Consider the following 24960-nt stretch of genomic DNA (forward strand, 5'->3'; position numbering starts at 1 on the left):
TATGCAATTGATCAAATATGAACTATACAAAATCTTTTCTCAAAAAGTAGTCTATATTGCTTTGAGCGTGTTCATATTATTTTACTGCTTGCACTTTTTCGGCGCTCTTAATGTTGCGCTCGAGAAGAAAAAGAAACTGTTTTATGAACAATTCGGTGGAAACATAACTGAAGAAAAAATAGCCTGGGCCCGTCAGGTTCTGGAGGCCCCGCCAAGGAAGCAGCCCATGAATGAAGATTTGATCGCTCAAAATTCTGTTGCTACGGATATTGTTAACGCTGTGAATCTGAAAGAGCAATATGAACAGTTCCTAAAAGAATCAGCGAAAAAAGTAGAAAGGCTGAAGGGAAAAGAGAACGTAAGTGCCTTACAAAAGGCGGAGCTTAAAGAAATCGAAGTGTGGAAAAAAGTAGAATACCCTAAATCCGTCTATTACCTTAATGGCTGGAAAAACATCATTCAATATATGAATGAGGTCGGCTACTTTTTTGTCGGGGCGCTCACGATTTTAGGATTGTCCAATGTATTTAGTCATGAGTATTCCACCAGAATGGACAGCCTGATTTTCAGCAGTCGATATGGCCGCAGGAAAATTGTGTTGGCCAAAATTGCGGCGGCGGCAGTGTTTTGTACTGTAATCAATGCCTTGTTAGCATGTGTGGTTTTCTCCCTTAACGGGTATTGTTACGGGTTAAGTGGCTGGAATCAACCTTTGGTTACATTGTTAGATTTATTTAGTTCAACCGGTTTTGATGGGCCAATTTGGGCATTTTATCTCAAGCAACAGCTTTATGCAACGTTAGGTTGTATTATTTTAGGAATATTTGTCTTACTATTATCTTCACGGACAAAATTATCAATTGTACCGGCTTTTATTGGCGGTGTTGTGCTGATATTTCCCGTCGTCATCGAAATGGCAAACATTCCACTGGTTATGCCGGTAAAACTCTTGCTTGACATTCTCCGTTTCACGGACTTCATCAAGCTTAACCATCTCGACAACTATCATTTTCTTAACTTTTTCGGATTTCCTTTACAGTATGGTTGGTACCTCTTAATCATCATGCTGACTTATGGATTTATTTCTTTACTTCTCCTTATGTTCAGCATCAAAAAGCGGCAGGTGATATAAATTGGGTATACTGATCTGGCAAGAATTATACAAGATATGGAACAATAAAATCGTATGGCTGATGATCGGATTATTCGCCAGCATATATCTGTTCACCACTCATACTTATTATACATGGCACTCGATGATGGCGTGGGATCGAATTGCTGATTTCTCTTACTCTTCAGGGTCGATCTTTGAGGGAATACTCATTTTACTTGCGTTATCCACTTCCTTTTCGCAAGAGTACCAATTGAAAACTGATTCCATCATCCTGAGTTCCAAATATGGAAGGAACAAATTGGTAACAGCCAAAATCCTCGCCTCCCTATCATTCATCACGGTATTGGTACTTGGATTTTGGATTTTGAACATAACCTTTAACATCCTCATGGTCGGAGACATAGGATGGAATTTGCCCATTCAGAGTCTGCAGAAATACTCATCGTCACCGTACGCTATAAGTATCTGGCAATACTGCATGATTCAGATTGCGACAAACTGGCTGGGATGTGTGGCATTTGGCCTCTTTGTTCTCTGGCTTTCTGTAATCAATCGATCATATTTGGTTGTATTTTTTGTTGCGGGTGTAGTTTTTGCTACCCCCTTTTTCATCCGGAACATCTCACATTTTTCCATTATCTGGATCATAAAAAATGCATCCATGACCGAATTCATGAGAGTTGAAAACATATTTGATAGTCAACGAACAGTGAATTGGAGCGAAATTACCATTCCACTCCCTTATCCAATTTTTTATGCCTATATTTTGGCACTTACCATCATCTTCGTTGGTGCAATTTACCGTTGTTTTAAAACACGCCAAGTAAGATAGTCTCTCTTATAATAAAGTTGCGACCGGATTCCCCCTTATTGCCTGGACACAAACAACCTTATTCATTTTTTTGCAAAATTTCTTTCTTAATTTTATAATTTTTGCTATATGCTAAGACAAGCTTCTAAGGATGTTTAGGGTCTCCCCTATCCAATAAACTATGAATCATCAAGCTTCATGATATTCAGAAGGGCAGGCAGGCTAAAAAAAGGATTTATCCGTACAGGTTCCATTATATTTTTTGTAATCCAAATATATCCATATAAGTAAACGTAAGGAGTTTAGAGGAAGCATGGAGCATTTAAAAACGATTTTACAAGAAAATGGCGTTCAATTTGAAATCATTCATCATGAAAACCCCATTCATACAGCACAAGAAGGTGCTGATTATTTCAGAATTGAAATAGGTCAGACTGCACCTACATTGGTTCTCAAGTCAGAAAAAGGGTATTTTGCGATGATAATCTCAGGAGATCGCGGGCATGTAAACTTGGAAAAAGTGTCAGAAATTCTGGAATGTAATCAACTAAAACTGGCACACCCAAAAGAAGTCCAACAGATCACTGGATACACTGTTGGCAGCCTTCCGTTAGTAGGCCTGTCTTTACCCTGTATAGTAGATAGTAAGCTTTTTCGTTATCCATTTATTTACGGAGGAACGGGAGAACCGCATTCAACATTGAAAATTAGCCCGAACGCTTTGGAAAAGCTAAATCAAGCTATTGCTTTCATTGAATAAGGGGAACTAAAGAATTTCAGGATAAATAGCTTCCGTATGCCAAAGCGAAACGATGCAATACTAAAAAAAACAACAGGAGCTGGCTATGAAACAGATCGGATTGCTTTATTTCCGCGACATCAAAAATATCGTGAGCAATTGGGTCGCCACCATCATCATACTTGGGCTCGTTTTTTTACCCTCCCTGTACGCCTGGTTCAATATTAAGGCTTCCTGGGATCCCTATTCGCAGACAGGCGGTCTCACGGTAGCCGTCACCAATAATGACAAAGGAACAATCCTGCGCGGCACCCCCATCAACATCGGGAATGAAGTCATCGCCTCGTTGAAGGAAAACCACAAAATCGGCTGGACATTTGTAAACGAACAGGAGGCCATGCGGGGAGTTCTACACGGCGATTATTATGCCAGCATCGTCATTCCCGCCGACTTCTCTGCGAAGATTGGCACCGTCTTGACAGACAACCCGCAAAAGGCGGAGCTGGTCTACAGTGTCAACGAGAAAATCAATGCGATCGCCCCGAAGATTACCGCCAAAGGCGCCAGCGGAATCGTCGATGAAATCAGCCGCAATTTTATCAAAACGGCAAACGGTACCATCTTCCGAATCTTTAATGAAATTGGCCTCGAATTGGAAGTACAGCGGCCCATGATCGAAAAAATGAGAAATCTGATCTTCAAGATGGAGGCCATGTTTCCCACAATCAATCAAACGGTGAATATCGCTCTGGAAGACATTAACAAGGCGAACGGTATCGTCCGAAAAGCCCAAACCAATCTGCCTATTGTGGCAGAGTTGACTCAGGACGGCATGGATGTCACCCAAAAATTTAAGAAACTTCTCGACCGGACAACAGAGGCTCTCGATGCGCTCTCCCCGACGATCAAGCAAGATCTCTTCCTACTCCAGCAAACGGCCATGGCTATGGAACAGTTGACCGATATTCTACAAGATACCAAGATCGAGCCTGCCGTGGTGAAAGCAGCCCTGAATCAAGCTTCCCGACGCCTGTCGACCGGCATCGCTGTCACGGAGCATATCATCGCGCTATTCGACCGGCTGAATAACCTTGCGGGCGGAAATCGCCTTTCCATCTTTACCGGAAAGCTGAAGCAGATTCGTAACCACCTCCAGCAGCAATTGGCAACGGTAAACACAATCACATCAGCCATTGACCAGGGAGAAAAACCTGCGGCCCAGCTAATCAACCATTTGGATCAGCTTTCCAGGAAGACCTCCGTCATCCTTGATGATATTCTACAGCGGTACGACAACGAAATACAATCACGTATCCTTCAGGCGGTGGAAAACACGAAAAAAGCCACCCAGCGTGCTTATGCTGTGCTGGTGGAGGCAAACAAAAGCATTCCGGATGTGCAGCGACTCCTGCATGACGCGGCACAAGGCTTGACCATCGGCAACCAGGAGCTGTCAGCGATACAAAAAAATCTCCCTGCAATCGAGGCCAGGATCAAAGGCCTGGCAGATTGGATACGCACCATGGAAAAGGAAGGCACACTGGACCAACTTATTAACCTACTCATAAATAATACGAAAAAAACGAGTGAGTTTTTTGCCGAACCGGTCGTGCTGAAGGAAAACAAGCTATTCCCGATTCCCAACTATGGTTCGGCCATGTCACCGTTTTTTACAACCCTATCGCTCTGGGTCGGTGCGCTACTGTTAGTCTCCCTGCTAACGGTGGAAGTGCATCACCATGATGCCAATTACAAAAGCTACCAGATCTATTTTGGTCGCTATCTTACATTTATGACGTTGGCTGTCTTGCAATCTCTCATGGTCACACTGGGAGATATCTTTCTGCTTGGAACCTATGTGGTGGATAAGCTTTGGTTTGTCCTGTTCGGTATGCTGCTCAGCTCTGTTTTCATGTTGATCGTGTATACGCTTGTATCCGTATTTGGCAACGTCGGCAAAGCAATGGCAATCGTGCTTTTGGTCCTTCAGCTTGCTGGCTCTGGCGGTACGTTCCCGATTCAGGTAACCCCGCCGTTTTTCCAGGCGATCCATCCTTATCTGCCGTTTACATACGCGATCAGCATGATGAGGGAGGCTGTAGGTGGAATCCTCTGGGATATTATCGGGAAGGACTTACTGATGATGGCGGTTTATGTCGCTATCGCGCTTGTCATAGGGGTCGCTTTGAAAGACTTCCTCAACCGTTCCTCCGCGAGGTTTGTCGAAAAGGCAAAGGAAAGCAAACTGATACACTAGCGTTCTGGCTTAGTTTGGGACTTTTCTTCTCGGGTTATCTATCAAGCTATAAGGATGTGCGCATGAGGTTTCGGAAACGCTCCGGCTCGTTTGACATCCGCAAGGGAGGAAAGAATTTCTTTACTGAACGATTGAATGAATCTACAAAAACAAAAGCAGTCAGCTATTATCAATGCACTTGAATCATTAACGAAAAACTAAAGTAAAGTTTTCCACTATTCCCCTGTTTTTATTTGAATGTCCGATAATAATCAAAATGTAAACGAAAGAAGCCGTTCCATAACCCGGAACGGCTTTTAAAATAATATCCAGGATAAAGCAATGATATTGATGCTATTTGTAAGTATATGAAGTGACAATGGAGCGAATATACTTTGATACGTTTTAAAAAGATAAGCTAGACAACAGCCCATTATAAATAACGCCGCCCAGAGCATCGGTACAAAAAAATGAGCCATTGTAAAAATAAGAGCTGAACCTATCGTTGCTATTCCAAACCCATACTTTCTGCAAAGATACTTGTAAATCAAGCCGCGAAAAATTATTTCTTCGGTTATCGGAACGAAGAACGGGAAGCGTATCTGTTCCAAATAATTGCCGTTTAAATAATGCCTGTTGTATCGTACGACTCGCATCCTTTGCCTCACAGGACAGACCCATATGATACGCAATGACCGAACGGTCATATACGTCCAGAACGGACTGGATGAAAAAGAAGCGGTCTTCTCGATATACCCGTATTTAATGTCCGTTTCAAACAATTGATTCGAGCCGGTAATAATGCGGTTTCGTGCCAGCTTTTTCGGGTACGAATCCCGTTTTTGGCGCTGTGGCCGTAGAATATCCATCTCCTTGCATAATCGGTACACTTTTTTCTTGTTGATACAAAGCCCGTATGTCCGACGTAAAAAGACGGTCAGTTTACGGTACCCATAGGCATAGGCTTCGCCTTCCATGCCTTCCATCAACCATTCTTTGATCTGTTCATCGGACACTTTTGTGCCGTCCTGCTTTAGGGAATAGCCCGGTATGGCTCGTCCCTCACTTTTCACTGGTTCCACGTTCTGCCCTTTTCGTTTTCGATGGTAGTAATACGTGGAGCGTGGAATCCGGGCAAAACGCAAGACTAGCCGTTTTGGATAGCCCTGCTGAATATAGCGTTCCGCTACTTCAAGTTTTTCAGCAAGTGAGGGTTTTTCTTTTTTATCAAATCACGTAAAATCGCAAGTTCTAATGCTTGTTCGCCAAGTAACCGTTTAAGTTGTTCGTTTTCTTTCACAACTTCTTCGGCATCAAGGACCGGAACCATAGAGAAATCAATTTCTCCATGTTTTCCGCTCTCGAACTCTCGCTTCCAGCACCCCACCATGTTAGCAGATAACTCATAACGGCGGGCAACGGCTGCTAAATTACCGGTCTCTTTCGCTTCTTTCACCACTTGTTTTTTGAAATCAATGGAATACTTTCTTCTTGTCATTGATGTCTTCCCCCTCTGTCACTATAAGTGTAATCAAAATACACCCTTAGTGTCCAACTTCTCTAGGGGGCTAAAGAGGTTTTAGAATACGATATAGTAGATTGGTTGATAAATATTCCTCGATCTGCTCCTTACTAAGTCTGATGAATGTTTTGCTTTGAAAAGGATTTACGTTTTGTTCCAGACATCGTTTCCATGAATCGTATATTAGGGGACGAATGGATGGGCTTGTATTGTTTCCAGAAATAAATTGTTCCCATTCATATTCAAGCTTTGCTCGTTCTAATTTAGGACTAGCACACGCATCTAAAGCAATTAGATGATCCATAGCTATAATCCTCCGTAAAATGTAGTAGGTATCCACTAGTGCTATATGGGAAGTTTTCTATACTTTTTATTATAATTATAATGGTAATTTTGGTAATATTTAAACTGTTTCATCTTAAAAAAATGTTTTATATAAGTCTTACTTGAAAAATCGCCATCCATTTGTGGTGAAGGTAAGAAGCTTGGAAAACATGGCTGGATTCTGGTCTTTTGGTAGGGTTTCTGCATAAACGTAGCTGAAAAATTATCACAGAATTTTAGAATAAGAAATCAATTAAGTGAAAACGGAAATAAAACCCTCATGTACACAAAAAGAGCTGTGAAATACTCATAGCTCTTTTTTGGTGATAAATGGTGTTTTGGAAAGAATCCTTCTACAATTACAAGCAAAGGAATTCTTATATATTTTCCAATTTCCTCTTTATTGCAGTCGGACGCTATAATACCTCATAGCTTCCAAACTGCCTATTGCTTCAAAAACATTTTGACTTATCAGCATTCTAAGTCGATATTCCAGAAATTCATCACCGACATATTGTTCCAGGCTCCCTAAAGCTTCTCCAATCACTCTCGCTGCTTTCATGAAATTTTTTTGCTTCTGCTTGTTATGAAACTTCTGAGCCGCCTGGATAATATATGAGTCACACCACTCTTCTGTAACACTCTCCACGCATCCATTTTTCCAAATACGCAATACTTCCCGCGTATCAGCAAGACGAAGCCATTCTTCAACAAGCCTGTCCCGGTTCTGAATTGTTAGTGGCTGAATGAGCCTATCTATTTCATCATATATAGTCTGCAATCGTTCCGTGCTAATTTCCCCTGTATATAAAGACCTAGTATCCTGTCGATTGAAATGCTGTTTATAGGCTTCTGCAGTATTAATAATAGTAATCGTATTTATTTTCTCTCTTAACAGATACAAAACGAATCGGAGTCCAGTTTGCTCATGGGCGTTTTCTCCTGTCCAAATTGTGACGGGCACATCCGAAGGAATCGAGTAAATTTCATTGAGGGCGGTTTGAAAGTGCTGCATATAATGCGTGCTGTCTCCTTCGCTGTAGCGAAAATGCTCTGTAAACCACTCTTTTCTCGCCTCCCTGCCTTCTTCAGTGTGCAATTGCCATACAGGACCAATAGAAAACAGGTCAGAAAACGTAATCACTTTCTCTTCTCCACTTACCCCTGACTCCTTAAGTACCATTCGTAGAGATCCAGAAGCAGAAACACCAAAAATAATATGTACTTTTTTGTATGGCTTGTTTTCTTTGTTATGCATCTGATTGACTTTGTAATTCAGAATTTGCTTATATGTCTTGCTCATATCAGTAAAAAATTGTTCTTGGCTGTATTGCGTTTCTTCCACCAGATTCATTCTCAAGAATATATGGTACAACAATGTTTTCGCTTCTTTTTCTGGCAAATCATCTATTATTTTCTTTAGATTTTCTATCATTGTTTTATCATTCCTTTCTATATCGCAAAAACTATCATATGTATTATAATATAAGATCAGGGGATATGTAATAATTATCCATCATTTTCAAAAAAGGGATATGATCAGTATCAGTTGCAGATTGAAGATTTTCTGGCAAAGTTACGTTCACCATTTCAGCTGTTTTTGTATAAAAAGGGGCAATTGAACTTCCTGCATATAATATAATCACTATACCGGATAAAAACAAACGAATTAATTTTTTCTTTAAATAAGGAACCGCCATTGGTACGAGAAAGATAAGCGACGCTAAGTCGACAAATGGAAGGACTTTGTTTCCTGGGAGAAACACAGCTAAAACAAGCGTTCCTGGAATCAGTAGTAATCCTGTTGCTAATACAGCTGGATTTCCAACTAGTCAGGTGGTGTCCAGTCCAATATAGAAGGGAAGCAAAGAAGCGATTACAGATATCGTGATGCTATTTGTCACAGTGTGCACAACGCCGCCTGTCAGCATGAAATGCCAATAATTAAAAATATCAATGTTTACAGTTTTCGTAAGCTTTAACAATAATAGAATTACATTTAAAATAATCGCTCCAAAAACAACAAACGGAACAATCGGAGTTCCCCAACCGATCGTAGCACCGACTGGCCATCCGGGATCAGCAACGGTTAACTTTAGCTCAAAACGGTTAACCATTGATTCTGCGGCAAGATCAAGAATATCTAGTAATAAGCCAATGACTAAATTAATTCCTACAAACCCAATCTCAATTAACATCGCTGCTTTAAAAGCTTGACCAATCTTTACTTGAAAAACAATTCAAGAATAAAGAAAATGATCGGCATCATCACAGAAGGTCCTAATTGTATTAACGATTCGATCATTGTCATTTGAGCCCCTCCTCCTTATTTGTCGTAAACATTCGTAATTAAACGACTACATAAATAACACTCACCTCCTAAAAAAACAAAAAACCCTACAAAAACCTAGCTTAACAACGACTAGAGCTCTGTAGGGTTTCGCTTATTCACATAACCCGTATAAGCTATTTTGTTTTCCAAAGAGCAGGATGACTCGTTGTAACCCTTTTTATTCCACAATCAAACAATTCTGTTATCATTTCATTCGTAGAAATATATTCATTTCGTGACATTTTTTCGTGAAACCTTGTAAATTTCCAATGTGTGTTTCGGACAATAATACATAAGGTGATTCACTTTTAAGCGCTTTAAGAAAATTTGTAAGCTCCTGTACTGAGGGAATAATCGTATTTATTGTTAATTGTCAAATGTATTTTGCCTTTTTAGGTGTTAGTAAAACCCAACCGACTTAATATTAGATACTACAAGCACGCTTTTGCTAAGCCCCGACAATATCTTCCGAATTCTTGTTAATCTCGTCGATAATGCGAATAATTTTCCGCGCATCGTCCATGTTATCTTTAAAAAGTTCGACAATGCCGCCTGCGGTTTTAAATGGTTCTTCCTGCAATACTTTTTTATCCATGACTCCGTTTCTAACGAAGTAATCAATAATCAGTTTGACGAAGCGGCTTTGGTTGATGTTAAGTCGTTCACTAGATAAAAACTCGGAAAAGGCCTCATTAGCCGCTTGCGGGTCAAGACCAACAATTTGACGAACAAGTTTCGTCACTGGTGTTTCCCCAAACTCTTTTTGATAATCTTCCTTTGTGCCAAGCTCGTTCCATAGAATCTCTTCTAATGCTTTTAAATCTTGGGCTGTTAACTTTTTGTTGTTTCTTAATTTGTAAATTGCGATTTGGTCACGGTGTTCATGAAGGTAATGGTGAACTTTTTTTCGATAGCTTTGCAGGTCATTGACATCAAACATCGGGCCGTTTTCTTTCACTTCTAAGATTTCGTCTTTAAAGTTCGTGTAATAAATTTTTTGCGTCTCTTTTTCAAGGAATTTGACTAAATCACGTAACGCTTCGCGAACAGTTTCTAATTCAAAAATATCAGCTTCGCTCCAAAACTCTTCTGTTTGTACTTTTTCAATGATATATTTTTGTTCTACCACTTGAGGAATTGAACCAAGCCTGGATAACGCTTCGGCGGTTCGGATGACGCTTTTAATCGGCTTTGTCGCATTTTTTGTTTGCAGTTTTGCCAACTCAATCGTGTACATAAGTAAATCAAAACGTTTCGCAAATTCGTCATCGTTCAGCGGAACAATGAGCGGCGAGATGTATTTTTTGATCTCATTTACATCCATCGCTGCTAAAGAGTCCCACTTGGCTCTATTTTTAAACTTGTGCACATATTGAATATGTTGGCGTACACGGAAGTTTTCTTCGTTTAGCTTATTGATTTCGGCTAGTACCTCATCAATGAATTCATTGCGATGGGCAATATACTCTTCTTCTTGATATTGTAAATGTTGCAGTTCTTTAATGATTTCAACTTTAGAGTTAAACAAACGCTCCGTTAAGCTTTCCACCGCTTTTCCTTCGATCCCTTTTGGGTTTTCTCGGAAAAACTCGAAGTTGCCGCAATAGTCGAAAATGAGGAAGTGGGTTTTATCTTGATCGATTCCTAATAAGTCTTTACATAAGCGGGTTCCGCGCCCAATCATTTGCCAAAACTTTGATTTGGAGCGTACTTTCTTGAAGAACACAAGGTTCACAACTTCTGGAATATCCACTCCAGTATCAAGCATATCGACCGATACGGCAATTTGCAGCAGTTTGTTGCGGTCAGAAAAATCATCGATTAACGTTTGGTAATAGTTCACACTGTAATCAATAACCCGTGCGAAGCCACCTTTGTACTCAGGAAACAATTGATCAAAGCGCTGTACAATTCTTTCCGCGTGACGATGGTTTTTCGCAAAAATAATCGTTTTTCCAAGTTTGTCTCCACCTTCAACGCGAATTCCTTTTTCCATCAAATTTTTAAGCACGGTATCGATCGTATCGTCATTAAACAGCCATTCATTTAATGCCGCGCTGTCAATATCCTCGCCTACTTCATCATCAAACGTTTCTTCGTATCGTTCTTTTTCTTCCTCAGATAAGTCATCATAATGAATACCTTCTTCAAGAAACTTTAGTTTTGTCTCAATCGTACGATAATCAACTAAATATCCATCTTGAACCGCTTGATCTAATTCATAGGCATAGGTCGGTACACCGTTTTCTAAATCGAACACTTCATATGTATTGCGGTCAATTTCGTCCTTCGGTGTTGCGGTAAGCCCGAGTAACATCGCATCAAAATAGTGAAAAATCGCCCGATATTTTTTATAAATGCTTCGATGAGATTCATCGACGATAATTAAATCAAAATGCCCAACCGTAAAGAGACGTTTTCCGTCTTTTCGTTTCGCTTCGTCAATCGCGTTCATCATCGTCGGATAAGTCGAAAACACCATCCGGCTTTCTTCCGGATTATCTTTATTATCAAGTAAATTACAAAGCGTTAAATTCGGCAGCAAATGACTAAAATTATTTTTTGCTTGCGTTACAAGCGTTTTGCGGTCAGCTAAAAACAAAATATTTTTCACCCAATTGTGGCGGGTGAGCACATCAACAATCGAAATCGCCGTCCGTGTTTTGCCGCTCCCTGTCGCCATGACAAGCAATGCTTTGCGCCGTTTTTTCTCAAGGGCGTCACATACGGCTAAAACCGCTTCTTTTTGGTAATAGCGGTTTGTAATATTGTCATTGATTTTTACATTTTTTAACGGCAAATTCATTGTGCGGCGATCGATCAGTAAGCGTAACTCTTCTTTATTATAAAAACCGGAAATTTTCCGCGCCGGATAGTTCAGATCATCCCAAATGTTCGTTTCAAAACCGTTTGTATAGAAAATAATCGGGCGTTGGCCGTACATTTTTTCGATGCAGTCGGCATATAGTTTCGCCTGTTGCTTTCCTTTGTTCGGGTCAGCGGTTGTTCGTTTCGCTTCGATGACCGCAAGCGGTTTGCCGTTGTCGCCAAAAAGGACGTAATCGACATAGCCGATTCCTTCCTGATTCGGCATGCCAACAACAGGGTATTCAATGACAACATCCTTTTTAAATTCCCAGCCTGCAAGCTTCAAGTCCAAGTCAATATATTTCTTTCTTGTTTCAAATTCGCTTGATTCATCGACTTGGAAATCGTACTCTTTCGTGTTCGCTTCCCGTTTGGCTGTGAGAAGAGCGCGCAGCTGTTCGTTTTCTTTCATCATCTCTTCAAGACGCTTGTCTTTCGAGCTTAGCCGTTCGTATAAATCCTTTAATTCTTCCGGACGCTCACGCTTTTCCTCGCCGATTTGCAGCAATGATTCATCAAAGTCAGCAGCAGTATATTCATCGGAATAACAATAATCAATCCAAGAGACGAACTGATGAAGATTGTGAAGGGAAAGAATTGCTTCTTCTCTCGTAATCATCGAGTTCGTGTGAACTGCGACATTTCCAAGTTTGACAATGTAACGCAATAACGGTAATAAATCTTCGTCAATGATCGACAAAAATCCATGATGATGAATCAAGCTTGAAAGGTTGTCCTGATAAGGAGCTTTCAAGGCGCTGTCAAAGCTGTATACCCACTTTACCGCAAGTTCCAGCGCGCGGCGCGTCAAAATCGCACACGTCGCCGGGCTGACAATCAAAGCTTTTTCGGCTTCTAGACAGGCATTCGTAAAGCTCTCATAATGTGGCTTCTCTACTAAAAAATGAAAATTGGATAGCAACAAACACCCCTCCCGTAATCGAAACCATTTCTCTCTATATTTGTTAATCACTAAACAATTCTCCCTTAAATGCACGTTGCATAAGGGAGTTGAAGTTATTCTCTAATTCATTTAATTGTTGTAAGCATTTATTTTTCTCTGCTAGAACTTTATAAAAGATGTTGCTAAACTCCTTTTGCTTATTTATTGCGGGAACTGGTACTAATATTTCTTTAATTTGTTGAAAATCGAGATTATCAGCTGTAACTGATCTAACTCGGTTTAATAAAACTTTCTGGTAAAATTCAAAGAAATAAAGTAAATATTCAACAGTTATCTTATTTTTATCCACTACAAAAGCCTTCATATCTTGATTTACTGTCACTTCTCTAGTATTTATCGCTATAGGAAGCTTTTTCTTTAGAATCCCACTTCTGATAACCATCAAAAGTGAATTAGGTGGGATTAACTTAGCTGAACTATTTGCTATTGCATCCTCATTAATATGATCAATACTATCATTTATAACAATATCCTTCATATCCTTTGGGGTTACCCAAGGTATATTTCCTATATAGTATTCCGGATTACTTTTTGATGGTGTACCCCCTCCAAAAATGTGAACACATAATTCATGAAGTGGTTCTGTTTTAAACCCTAAAGAATTTTGCACTGGATCGCCAAACATCTCCAAAAACACACTTTGCGTTAACTGGTCTAACGCTTCAATTTGGGCTTTTCGTTTGTCGATGAGTTCTTGGGCTTTGTCTAATGCTTTTAAAATCTTTATTTGATTTTCTATATCGGAAACCGGTATCTTAATATTCTCTATATCTTTTTTACTTATAGCTTTAAAAGTACTTCCTGTCCCCATATTTTCTATTTCATTTTTCTTATAGTTTAGTGCATAAAATAAATATTTATAGTTAATCATATCATTATTCGCTCTGATAGCAGCCAATCCCCTACCAATACAGCACTTTGTATTCGCAATATTAACATCTCCTACAGGTGCTCGTACTGACATTAATATATCGTTTTTATTTGCAATTTTTAAAGGTGCAGAACAATAAATCTTGGGAGTTGGATACAGTTTTCCAAAATCAGCTTTCCCCTGAAAAAAAGGCAATCCTTCTTTCCTATTATTATATGTATCAGAAGAAGGAGATTGTCCCATGATTATTTCACATACTTCTGAAACTCTTTTATACTTAATTGCAGTCATAATGCTTTACCCTCTAATCATTTCTTTCAATTCTTGTAGTCCTTGCATAATCTCTTTTTCCAACGCTTCTACTTTTTCAAGAATCGCACCCGGTGCTTCATACTGTATTTCTTCATACTCAATCTCTTTATATTTGTTAATCGAAAGATCATAGTCGTTTTCACGAATTTCTTCCACCGGCACAAAAAACGACTGCTCCGTGCGTTTCCGTTCTTTTTCTACTTCAAGATTATTGAATCTCGCAAGAATATCCGGAATGTCGTTTTCTTCAATCGGGTTGCGTTTATCGTCTAACGAATAGCCATCCGCTTTCATGTCGTAAAACCATACTTGATCCGTACCGCCAGCACCTGTCTTCGTGAAAATCATAATCGCCGTCGAAACGCCCGCATATGGTTTAAATACGCCGCTTGGCATCGAAATAATCGCTTCTAATTTATGATTTTCCACGATTTCTTTGCGAATATCTTTATGCGCTTTCGAGCTTCCAAATAACACTCCGTCCGGCACGATGCACGCACAACGTCCGCCCGTTTTTAAAATGCGCAAGAATAAGGCCAAGAATAAAAGCTCGGTTTTCTTTGTCTTGGAAATCTTTAATAAATCACTTGAAACCGCATCATAATCTAACGAACCTTTAAAAGGCGGATTGGCAAGAACAAGCGTATATTTGTCTTTATCTTTGTTTTGCTCAGATAATGAATCACGATATTCGATATTCGGATTTTCAATACCGTGAAGCATCATGTTCATCGCACCGATGCGCAGCATCGTACGATCCATATCAAAGCCGTGAAACATATGGTTATTAAAATGTTCTTTTAAACTTTGGACTAAAAATAAGTCACTTCGCTTATCACGCAGATATTCACCTGCCGCTACCAGGAAGCCCGCAGAACCAGCCGCCGGGTCAACAATAATATCTTCCGGTGTTGGTTTTACTAACTCTACTATCATTTTGATAATATGACGCGGTGTACGGAATTGACCGTTCGTTCCCGCTGTCGCAATTTTTGACAACAAATATTCGTATAAATCTCCTTGTGTATCGCGATCTTTCATCGGGATATTGTCGATACCATCCACAATTTTTGAAAGCATTTGCGGTGTAGGAATCATAAAAATCGCATCGTTCATGTATTTGGCGTACGCAGAATCTTTATTACCATGCAGATTTTTAATAAACGAGAATACTTCTTTTGATACGATTTCGTACATTTGCGTAGCTTCTAAGTTTTTAAACTTGCTCCAACGCAAGTGTTGTTTATCTTCAGGAAAGATTGGTTCAAAATCAATACCTAACAGACCGGCTTCCTGTTCATTTTTTGCTTCCACTTCGTCAAGCCCTTTAATAAATAAAAGATATGTAAACTGCTCAATGACCGTCAGCGGATTTGTGATCCCGCCTGTCCAAAATGTTTCCCATATTTTATCGACTTTGTTCTTTAATTCCCCTGTAATCATGCAGCTACCCCCTTGCTATTTCCAGCAAACAAAAAGAGGCCTCAACATTCATCCTGTGTAAAAATAAATGTACCACCAACGATTTTTACGCAAAGGAGAATGTTGCATGCCTCGTACGTATAGGTTAGCATATCAACAAAAAATCAGCAATGTATTACACAATCTTCCTCCATATAATACACCACAACTTCTTATTCTTTTTTTCATAATACAATCCAAAGTTTCTTTAATTATTGACTGCGCCAAAAAAGCAATCCAATTGTGCCCGTTAGCTCAGTAAAAATTTTACGTTACAAACAACAATCTTTGTGAAAAGAGCCTTTAGCATTTATTAATAACTATCCATTCAATAGCCATCTTTCCCTTATCACTATAAAAAAGAGATGCAGATTAGGTAAATACGGAGGCAAAAAATAAGTAGAGTTGCTGGCAATGCTCTTTCAAAAAGGGGCATCTCCAAACTGAACTGTCCCTTTAAATTTGATATTTAATTGGCACTTTCTTCTTCAAGCGTAACTTCATTTTTTTTATGGTCTTTCCATCCAAAATAATATTTACGAGATGGATCTTCCTTACATACAACATATACTTGGTAAGAGAACTCTCCACCTTTAAAATAATTATATACTACACCTATATCTTGAAAATCACTATATTTATATCTATTTTCTTACAATTCCATTGATACAGCAGTTAATAACTGTTCTCTTTCCTCCAATTGTCCAACAATAACAGTTTTTTGATAAAATAAATAGGCTAAAAATCCTAAAATGATAACAAATAAAGCTAAAAATAGCCATTTTACAATTTTTTCTTTTTCATCTATTTTCCCCTTCTTAGATCTTATTATCATAAAAATTGCATCTGCTTACATAAAAAGATATACCTTATGTTACTTTTTTCAAAAAAGGGGGGTATAACAGAAAATCAAAGTTTTTTAACAGAGAGGAGGGGACCTTCTTATACGCCTTTTTTGCGACTAAATCCTTCTTTATGTTTTAACATGATGCATCCGAAGCACAAGGCCAGTTGCGGCAGAACATATTTTTAAAATAAAGGACTCAATTAGGAAGAACTTTTTAAAGTTAAGCAAATTCGCACAACAATTTTGGTCTACCCCCAAAATTTGTCCCAATTTATAATAAATAATTTGAAAGCACCTTTATATAAAACTCAACTGTCGCTCCGCCTTTTTCGTTGTTGTATGCCCAAATCTCTCCATCATAATTGTTTACAATTTTTTTAGAAATATAAAGACCTAAACCAACATGATTTTTATATTGATCATCTTGATAAAAAGCCTTGAACAAAACGGATGTATCTTTTTGCTTAAATCCGATTCCCGTGTCCATGCATTTAAAATAAATTTTATTACTATGTCCATCGGCTTCATCATGGACCTCAAGTTTAATTTCTCCACTTGTTGTAAATCTTAGGCTATTATATAAAATATTATCTAAGACCCTCATTAACATTGCTTCGTCAAGAAAATAAAATTGTTTGCTTAAATTGACATCAAAATTAATTTTTACGGATTTTTTATTATAGGCCATTGTTGATATCTCTTGCTTTTTCTCTTCAAGCATTTTGTTTAAATCAATTCTTTTAATATTCAACAAGAAGTCTGCTTTTTCTACTTTATATAGTAACGACAAATTGTCTGTAAGCATGCTCATTTTACTGCAATTCTTGCGGATAATATCTAAATGGGGAGTAATATCAAAATTATCAAGGTTTTTCAGAGCAGCAATTAAATCCATTTGTCCTTGGATTACGGTTAAAGGAGTTCTTATATCGTGGGCAATCGATGACACCATTATTTTACGTTCATCATCAATCTTTGATAAACTTTCAATCATATCTTTAAGGGCGCTAATCATTGTATTAAAAGAATCTTGTATCCTTATAAACTCTTGCCTTTTAAGTCCATGGACCTTAAAGTCAAAATCACCGTTCGAAATTTTATCTGCGGCCTGAAGCAATACTTTAATATTATTAAACAATGATTTATACAGCTTAGATGTAAATAAAATTAAATAAATAATAAAAAATATTAACGGAGAAATCAGCAGCACAATATAAATGAATACCACTCCGAGGCGATCCTTATTATTAATTATGAACCCGAAAGGAGCTTTCAGCACATACACCGCTTGAATAGAGTTATCATGTTTAATAGGTATAAATTTGTAAACATAACTTCCTTTTACAATCTCATGATTTATAACTTCACCGATATCTATTTTGTCCCCAGCAACTCCCTTATCGCCATACATATGATTACCGTTGATGTCCAAAACTTCCCCCTGAATTTTCTCGCTATAGGACTTTATATCAATTAATCGCCCCATTAAAATGGATGCTGAGTTTTCTTCAATCTTTTCTTCAATTAAATCCAGATATTTAACAAAATAATCCGTCGGTTTGATCGTATTATTATTTGTAAACATAAATATGAATAATAATAAACATAAATAAGTAATAAGTGAGGATATAATGGTTGACAAGAAGACCTTAACAACTAATAAATAAAAATCCCTTTTTATTGTTTTATCTTTTTTCATATGTAACATCCCATTTATAGCCTAATCCATATAATGTTTTAATATAGGAAGTTTCTTTATCTAAAGATCTTATTTTCTTCCTGATATTTTTAATGCTCTCTGTAACCGTTTCTAACTGACTTTCCGAATCCAATCCCCATACACGTTCAAATATTCTTTCTTTAGAGAAAACCATATTTTTATTCAACATTAACAATTTAATGATTTCATACTCTTTTTTTGTTAACTGTAATTTAACACCTTTACAAAAGACTTCGTTAGCTAAAAGATCTATCGTAATATTTTTAGAACTTAGAAGATGCCTATCATTCGATCTGATCCGCTCTTCTCGTCTTAAATGGGAATCTATTCTTGCCTTTAACTCCTTTAAACTAAAGGGTTTAGTCATGTAATCGTCTCCGCCTATAGAAAGGGCTTGAACCTTATCTTCCTCCAGCGTTTTTGCGCTAACAAATATGATAGGACAATCCACTCTGTCACGGATAATGCCACACAATTCCATACCGTCAATGCCTTCCATCATAATGTCCAAAATAATCAAATCAAAATTATTATTGATGATTTGTAATGCCTCGGTGCCGCTATGTACAATTTCAACAATGTAATTATAAAGTTCCAAATATTGTTTTATCGTGAGACAAATATCTTCATTATCATCAACGACTAAAATTTTCTTTTTATTCATTCTTCCATATCCCACCTTACAGATCATTGGAATTAGAACACATTTTTTAACGTGTTCAATATCTATGCAGATAGGGTACCCTCTTAACGTAATCAGAGAATACCCTGCCTTTTTCTTAGTCTGATTAAACAATAACAGTACTGTATGATTTAATTTTAAACTTCAGATAATAGAAATGCACAGTCCCAAGGCGTTTTTTTACCGTTTTGTATAGCTAATATCGTCAATAAAATTCCTGCTGTTCCATCTATTAATCCAACGTAATCATAATAAACCCTGTTTTCTTCGCTCCCCTCAATATTTTTAAAACCAAAAGGAAATTCATCATTATAAAATTCCATTATATCATTCGCTAATTTGAGGGCTGTTTCTCTAAAATAGCTTAAATTCGTTTCTTCATAAAATCTATTGCAGATATACGCAACACCTGATAAACCATGACAAAACGAAGGAGAATAAATATCGTAAAGTCGTTTGCTTGCTATTTCCATTCCACTGACGGCGCAGTCAATATATGATTGATTATTTAGCGTTTTTCCCGCTATAAGTAATGAATAAGCAACACCGGGAGTTCCGTAGCACCATGCATCTCTTGTATTTTTGTTTAGGATAGATCCTTTTTTGTATTCTTCCAGAGAAACGTGTGTGCCCCAATAAGCCTCATTTTCTTCCTTAATACGAAATTTGATAAGAAAGTCGGCTATTTTTTTTATACATTCATCTTGTCCATCTACATAAATATTAAGTTTTTTTGCATTGCATAAAACGATTAATAAAGCAGGTATGCCATGAGACAAACCAATGTTAAAGAAACCGTCGGGCCAATTTCTTTTATCCCTTTCCGAAAAATAATTTTCAGGAGGAATATACCATCCCGGAGCTTTTATATCTTCAATCTGTTTGTCTTGGCATAAGTCTACAATATATTTTAAGATTAAAGATATACTTTTTTCCATTTCTTGCGGGAATAACATACAGTAACTTGCTATACCCGCGACTCCAGAAATCGCATCATAATCATCCATATTCGGATACTGTTTCTGTTTTAAATAATCTATGATCGATTCTATTCTTTCATCTATTATCTGGTTAATATTAGAGATAAAGTTTTGATATCTTTTCCCTTCTTTAGATAAGCATACTGCAGCCAGACCGATACCGGCCAATCCGCTAAACATGGATAAAGAGGAGAAACCATTTTGATTTATTTGTTCACCAATCCTTTTCATATATTGATGCCCTAATACATCCCAATCTTCATCGGGATATTGCTCGCTCAATTCACCGTATAGCGCGCATAAAGCCGGTAAACCATGGCTTAAACTCAATTCATTAAATGGATTTATACTCCTATTTCCTATTTTAATATAATTATTTGGATGATTAACAATACACTTCATATTCTCATAATCCGATAATTTTTTTGCGATATTACAAACTAGCTCTTTCACTGAGACGTTCATATTCCACCTCGTTTTGCAAAGTTTCTAATTCATACATTCTTCTGTATAAATCATTATTATTTAAAAGTTCATGATGAGTACCTATCCCGATTATTTCACCATCGTTCATTACCACAATTTTATCAGCAAGCTTTGCCGTAGATAGTCGATGTGATATAAATATACCGATTCTATCTTTTGTCATATTGATAAACATATCAATGACTTCTTTTTCTGAAATGGGATCCAGCGCTGAGCTTGGTTCATCTAATATATATACAGACGCATCCCTAAAGAACGCTCTGGCAATAGCCACCTTTTGCCACTGTCCTCCCGAAAGCTGCACGCCGTCTACAAACCATAAACCCATCTGAGTATTCAAATCCTCGATAAAATCTACCTGCGCTCTTTCCATGGCTTGTTTTATTTCCTTATCATTATCAATTCGTGTGATATCGCCGAACCCCACATTTTCCCTTAATTTCAATTCATACTTGACAAAATCTTGGAATAACACCGCGATGCATTTTCTTAATTGTGCTGTATCCAAATCATTTATAGATACATCGTTATAATAAATACTGTCTTCGTCATGATCGTATAGTTTCAATAAAAGTTTTATAAGAGTACTTTTCCCCGAACCATTAGCACCGACGATTGCTATTCTTTCACCTTTATTGATCTCAAGGTTAATATTTTTTAATACAACTTTAGGATTGGTTGGATAACTAAACGTTAAATTTTTTATCTTTATATTTTCGATTTTGTCTATTCCTAATGCTAATCTATCATCTTTATTCAATACTTCCTCTTCTAAATCCAAAAATTCGAATAGTTGATTAATATATAAATTATTTTTATACAAAGAATGAATAGTATTTAGTATCTTTCTGGAATTATTTGAAATTAAGTTTAACGCCTGAATAAGCCCAACGACATTACCAACAAGTATTTCACCTGCCAACGCTGAGATGATGATAATAACCAATACTGTATTTATACATATTTGTTCTACGACCTCAAATATAAATGTAAAAACTGTTCTTCTTTTAAAAAGCTTAATATCCTGTTTAACAAACTTTTTATTAATTTCTTTAAATTGTTTTAATATATATCCAGCAAGGTTATATAATTTTACTTCCTTGAAAGTGTTATCTCTTGTCATTAAGTAGGATAAATACCATGATTTTCTTTTTTCCGGAGCACGCAGCCAACTGACATTAAACTCTCTTTGACCGATTTTAAAAAAATAAAAAGAAAAAATTACCGGTATTATGATTAATATAATCAATACCCAAGGTTTCCAATTTATTAGGATCATTACTGATGAGAAAAGTGTTACAATAGCAGATATTGTACTTAATATTGACAAAAACACTTCAAATGGTTTGTACGGTGTTTCATTTTGAACTCTTTGCAACTTGTCATAAACTTCAGCATCCTCAAAATGTCTTAAGGGCAGTTTTGTACACTTGTCCATTACTTTTAAATTAAGTTTGTAATTGAGTAAAGTTTGAAATTTATTTTGGTAATATTCCGTAAAACTGCTGATAATCTCACTGAATAAGTTGGCAAAAATATAAAAAATTAATGCGGATACGATAATGCGAATATTTTGGAACCCGATTGCATTAAGTAAATTTTGCGAACCGAATAATGTAATAATAGGCGCGATCCCCATTAATAAACTCAGGAAAATAATGATAAAAAAACTTTTGCTGTCTACTTTCTTTATGAGAACAAGCGTCTTGGGAACCATCTTTATTGAATTAATTATATCTTTTACGGTAACGTGATCATCATACTCTTTTATATTCATAGTATTTTCAATCCTCACATGCTAGAATTAAACCTTATTCCAGCCATAAAGGCTTTTTTCGCTTTCAGAAGTGTAACCTGAGTTAACAGGAGATAACTTGCCGAACTTTTGCCGCTGGATTTCGTTTTTAAAAAAGCTTTAACATGTGAAACCTTCATTTGTGCAAACTCCAAGAGCTTGCACAAATGAAGGGTCAAACCTGCATTTTTAATTTTTCCGCAATCTTTATTTTTCCAATACCACTTCATTTAGTTTAATGTATTTTAATGCGTATAAAGTATGCGCAACCAATGTTCGGATTTTCTTTTCAAATTCCCGATCGATCCCGAATAACCTGTTACAGTGTAAATGAATCACGCTGTCTAAGATGGATAATTCCGATGAAGCTTCCAGACCTTCCTTGATCTTGCTTGCATACTCTTTTATGCTTCTGTTTCTCTGATTCAAAATATTTAATAATAACATCCCCTCTTCACTTTCTCTTAACCCCTTCCAATTATTGTCGGTATTACATGCTTTCATATAAAAAGAGCGATTGCGTTTGAAATCTTCCCGATAGTCCTGTTTATTTATTTGCTGTTGTAAGAAATCCAATTGACTTTCATAATCTAAACCGAACTGTTCCATATAATGAATGATAGAAATCATTCCGATAACTTCATCGCTAAAATTAATATTTTTTAAACGTTTTAGTCTTAACATGTCTTCTACTACTATGCTATCAAAACAAAATAAGGTTTCTGCAAAATTTATCAATTCAGTTCCGCCATAACGTTCAATTTCTTTTTCATAAGAATCAATGGAAAAACGATTTAGCAACCCTTTTTCGATTAAAGTTCGGAGCCATTGTTTGATGTCGGGATACATGCTTAACAGTTTCTCTTCACTTGCATTGAACCTTAATCTTATATGTTGTTCCGGGTCGGCATATCGCATAAAAAAGTATTTTTCAATTTCGCCTTTAGCCAACTTATCGCGACAGTATTCCGAAATATGAAAGGCAATTAAATCATCCGCGCTGGAATTGACTCCATACAATTTTAGATAAATCCAATCTTCAAAAGGTAATTTTACTCTTATATTTGATAAACTGGAGATATTATTTGATTTTTTGGGTTTTGAATACATATCGTTATTTTTTTGTTTAACTTTAACTAACGGAATAACCAATTCACAAATATATTCTTCCTCAGCATGATCTTTAACAAGATTATAACCAGCATCTTCATAAGAACTTAATATGATATTTCCAAATCTGTTATTAAATTGGTGATGAAGAATTCTCAAACAATTTTCGTCCTCAGTATTTAAAAGAACCCGATTATCTGCAAAAGTTAAATAAACATATTTCGGTACATTATAATCTAAACAAAACTTCTCGAAAAGTTCTTTAAATTCCGCAAAATCTATTTTGTTCTTTGTATTGATAATCTTATTTATCACCCATTTTTGCGGTGATATAATGAAATTCTTATATTCAATTTTGGGGATGTAAGGATAGTCAGAAAAGATCGTATCCCAAGGAAAATTATACCAAATCTTTTTACCGTCTAAACTTACATCATACAGGAATCGAATAGCATTAGGGGCTGTTCGCGTATTCAGCATATTATTCATAGTAATAATTAATTTTTTATCTAGCGATTTGCTTTTTGCATAAAAAATATCATTTTCTATACCGATCAGAATATCATTTAAACTTAACCTATGAGATTCATCTCTGCTGCTGTTTGTAAATAAAGCGAGTTCATATTCACTGTTGTGAATATTTCTGGTTACATTTGCATTTCTTGTTTCATTTGGCAAATAAACGATTTCACAAGTTACATAATCATCAAAATCATTATTCAGTTCCAGAATTTCCTCGTTTAATGTCTCGAATAGTTTCTGCTCACCTTCCATCATATAAGAAAATCTTCCAAAACTTTTCCCTGCATGTGTAGATCCTAAATTAGGACCAAGATAATATTTAAAATTATTGTTATCAAAATCTTCCTTAGAATCACATTTCATTATTACGTTTATGTCTAATGAGTCAGGGATACTGTTGTAATCATAATCATCCAACCCTAATTCTTTTATCTCTTCATCAATTATCGTTATACTTTTATTATCTTTAACCGCCTGTACATATTTATTAAAAAAATATTCTTTTAATTTCTCATCGGTCAAATGATTTATAACTCCAACTTCTAGTTTTGAGTTTTTGGGATTTTCATAATCCAAAGGAGCACCTATACCAAAATCATTATCAAGCATTTCCAGTAAAGGTACCTCTCTGTCCACACCATATTTTTCGATAAATTCTTGCTTATATCTTGAAAACGGAGAATCTGTTTGTTGATAGGTCATCGAAAAAGGCAAAAGTATACGCATCAATTGATTTAAATCTTTTATAACTTGTTTGTTAAGCTTCTTTTCTTTTAAATTTAATTTCGTATCAACTTGCAATACATATTCTGTCTTTGCCAATTTAGCCATTTTCCTGTGCAAATCTTTATATATTTTTTCACCTTCACCTAAAGGCGTCATGGTATATCTGTGAATGTAATCTTGAATATCAATTAACTCATTGACCAATTCTTCTATATTACTGTAGATGAGCAAATTCACTAACATAAATTTACATCCGAACAAAAAAGGAGACATGAACCCGATTCCTTGATTAGAATAGATGTGTCACCAAACCATTCTCAAGGAGGTTCATGTCTCATGAATAGACTACCACATCACCAAGGAATCGACAAGTTTTTCGCAATGTTGGGGCTGGCCCTTTATTTCTCTAAGCCGGTCATGAAGCATCTCGTTCATATTATCGATGCGCTGACAACGAAAGGATTTGTGGGAACCTTGACCGATCTGCATCATGAGAGCTTTCATCCCAACCATCGAACGACACTGAGCCATTTTTTCA

Annotated in this window: 19 protein-coding genes and 1 pseudogene; 5 read left to right on the forward strand and 15 right to left on the reverse strand. The window is 36.8% G+C overall.

The window, feature by feature from the left end:
• Nucleotide 1: 1 nt before the first annotated feature.
• From BLR88_RS03170 to BLR88_RS03185, 4 genes are all read left to right on the forward strand, one after another.
• Entirely contained in the window at nt 2-1132 is a 1131-nt protein-coding gene (locus tag BLR88_RS03170; protein ID WP_057899059.1) for an ABC transporter permease, read from the forward strand.
• 1 nt (nt 1133) lies between these two features.
• The gene (locus BLR88_RS03175) at nt 1134-1946 is read left to right on the forward strand and encodes an ABC transporter permease (RefSeq protein ID WP_057899060.1); all 813 of its coding nucleotides are present in this window, start codon (nt 1134-1136) and stop codon (nt 1944-1946) included.
• Nucleotides 1947-2238: 292 nt separating this feature from the next.
• Nucleotides 2239-2685 (forward strand): aminoacyl-tRNA deacylase, encoded by a 447-nt coding sequence (locus tag BLR88_RS03180; RefSeq protein ID WP_057899061.1) that lies wholly within the window; start codon nt 2239-2241, stop codon nt 2683-2685.
• Nucleotides 2686-2770: 85 nt separating this feature from the next.
• Complete coding sequence (locus BLR88_RS03185) at nt 2771-4921, forward strand: YhgE/Pip domain-containing protein (protein ID WP_091259915.1); 2151 nt, start codon at nt 2771-2773, stop codon at nt 4919-4921.
• 296 nt (nt 4922-5217) lie between these two features.
• Here BLR88_RS03185 and BLR88_RS03190 read toward each other — a convergent pair whose 3' ends face one another.
• The 15 genes from BLR88_RS03190 to BLR88_RS03255 all read right to left on the reverse strand — a co-directional run bounded on the left by BLR88_RS03190 (nt 5218) and on the right by BLR88_RS03255 (nt 24665).
• Complete coding sequence (locus BLR88_RS03190; protein WP_091259917.1) at nt 5218-6045, reverse strand: CPBP family glutamic-type intramembrane protease; 828 nt, start codon at nt 6043-6045, stop codon at nt 5218-5220.
• Between the two features lie 41 nt (nt 6046-6086).
• Nucleotides 6087-6398 (reverse strand): transposase, encoded by a 312-nt coding sequence (locus BLR88_RS03195; protein ID WP_091259919.1) that lies wholly within the window; start codon nt 6396-6398, stop codon nt 6087-6089.
• 70 nt (nt 6399-6468) lie between these two features.
• The gene (locus BLR88_RS03200; RefSeq protein ID WP_057899900.1) at nt 6469-6726 is read right to left on the reverse strand and encodes a hypothetical protein; all 258 of its coding nucleotides are present in this window, start codon (nt 6724-6726) and stop codon (nt 6469-6471) included.
• 420 nt (nt 6727-7146) lie between these two features.
• A complete protein-coding gene (locus BLR88_RS03205) occupies nt 7147-8181 on the reverse strand; it encodes a DUF1835 domain-containing protein (RefSeq protein ID WP_057899901.1) in 1035 nt (344 codons plus the stop codon).
• Between the two features lie 43 nt (nt 8182-8224).
• Entirely contained in the window at nt 8225-8539 is a 315-nt protein-coding gene (locus BLR88_RS20025) for a PTS transporter subunit IIC (RefSeq protein WP_322787639.1), read from the reverse strand.
• Nucleotides 8540-8578: 39 nt separating this feature from the next.
• Nucleotides 8579-8944, reverse strand: coding sequence for a PTS transporter subunit IIC (locus BLR88_RS20030; RefSeq protein ID WP_057899902.1), 366 nt, complete (start codon nt 8942-8944; stop codon nt 8579-8581).
• A 582-nt stretch (nt 8945-9526) separates the two neighbouring features.
• A complete protein-coding gene (locus BLR88_RS03215; protein ID WP_057899903.1) occupies nt 9527-12868 on the reverse strand; it encodes a DEAD/DEAH box helicase family protein in 3342 nt (1113 codons plus the stop codon).
• 43 nt (nt 12869-12911) lie between these two features.
• Nucleotides 12912-14072 (reverse strand): restriction endonuclease subunit S, encoded by a 1161-nt coding sequence (locus BLR88_RS03220; protein WP_057899904.1) that lies wholly within the window; start codon nt 14070-14072, stop codon nt 12912-12914.
• Nucleotides 14073-14078: 6 nt separating this feature from the next.
• Complete coding sequence (locus BLR88_RS03225; RefSeq protein ID WP_057899905.1) at nt 14079-15536, reverse strand: type I restriction-modification system subunit M; 1458 nt, start codon at nt 15534-15536, stop codon at nt 14079-14081.
• A gap of 670 nt (nt 15537-16206) precedes the next feature.
• Entirely contained in the window at nt 16207-16389 is a 183-nt protein-coding gene (locus BLR88_RS03230; protein ID WP_057899906.1) for a hypothetical protein, read from the reverse strand.
• A gap of 283 nt (nt 16390-16672) precedes the next feature.
• A complete protein-coding gene (locus BLR88_RS03235; protein ID WP_057899907.1) occupies nt 16673-18100 on the reverse strand; it encodes a sensor histidine kinase in 1428 nt (475 codons plus the stop codon).
• Nucleotides 18087-18785, reverse strand: a complete 699-nt coding sequence (locus BLR88_RS03240) for a response regulator transcription factor (RefSeq protein WP_057899908.1) — start codon at nt 18783-18785, stop codon at nt 18087-18089. Before BLR88_RS03240 ends, BLR88_RS03235 begins: the two co-directional genes overlap by 14 nt.
• Nucleotides 18786-18940: 155 nt before the next feature.
• A complete protein-coding gene (locus BLR88_RS03245) occupies nt 18941-20236 on the reverse strand; it encodes a lanthionine synthetase C family protein (protein ID WP_236781913.1) in 1296 nt (431 codons plus the stop codon).
• Nucleotides 20217-22046 (reverse strand): ABC transporter ATP-binding protein, encoded by a 1830-nt coding sequence (locus tag BLR88_RS03250; RefSeq protein WP_057899910.1) that lies wholly within the window; start codon nt 22044-22046, stop codon nt 20217-20219. Before BLR88_RS03250 ends, BLR88_RS03245 begins: the two co-directional genes overlap by 20 nt.
• 225 nt (nt 22047-22271) lie before the next feature.
• A complete protein-coding gene (locus BLR88_RS03255; RefSeq protein ID WP_254778206.1) occupies nt 22272-24665 on the reverse strand; it encodes a lantibiotic dehydratase in 2394 nt (797 codons plus the stop codon).
• Between the two features lie 93 nt (nt 24666-24758).
• Here BLR88_RS03255 and BLR88_RS03260 point away from each other — a divergent pair.
• Nucleotides 24759-24960 (forward strand): annotated as a pseudogene (locus tag BLR88_RS03260) (IS701 family transposase); the annotation flags it as partial.

Origin of the sequence: Aneurinibacillus thermoaerophilus, from assembly GCF_900099925.1 — a bacterium.
In the GTDB taxonomy this organism is placed as follows: domain Bacteria; phylum Bacillota; class Bacilli; order Aneurinibacillales; family Aneurinibacillaceae; genus Aneurinibacillus; species Aneurinibacillus thermoaerophilus.